This window comes from Blautia sp. JLR.GB0024 (genome assembly GCF_037000545.1).
Classification (GTDB): Bacteria; Bacillota; Clostridia; order Lachnospirales; family Lachnospiraceae; genus Blautia; species Blautia celeris.
This window is the reverse complement of record NZ_JBANBF010000058.1, coordinates 1-314: the sequence shown is the minus strand read 5'-3', so window position 1 is coordinate 314 and position 314 is coordinate 1. Positions and strand designations below refer to the sequence as shown.

Annotated in this window: 1 rRNA gene; it reads right to left on the bottom strand. The window is 54.1% G+C overall.

Going from position 1 to position 314, the window contains the following annotated elements:
• Window positions 1–314: ribosomal RNA gene (locus tag V8Q34_RS27420) — 16S ribosomal RNA — on the bottom strand; the annotation flags it as partial.

Genomic DNA, 314 nt, shown 5'->3' with positions numbered 1-314 from the left:
AAGGTTGGGTCACTGACTTCGGGCGTTACTGACTCCCATGGTGTGACGGGCGGTGTGTACAAGACCCGGGAACGTATTCACCGCGACATTCTGATTCGCGATTACTAGCGATTCCAGCTTCGTGCAGTCGAGTTGCAGACTGCAGTCCGAACTGGGACGTTATTTTTGGGATTTGCTCAACATCGCTGTCTCGCTTCCCTTTGTTTACGCCATTGTAGCACGTGTGTAGCCCAAATCATAAGGGGCATGATGATTTGACGTCGTCCCCGCCTTCCTCCGGGTTATCCCCGGCAGTCTCCCTAGAGTGCCCAGCT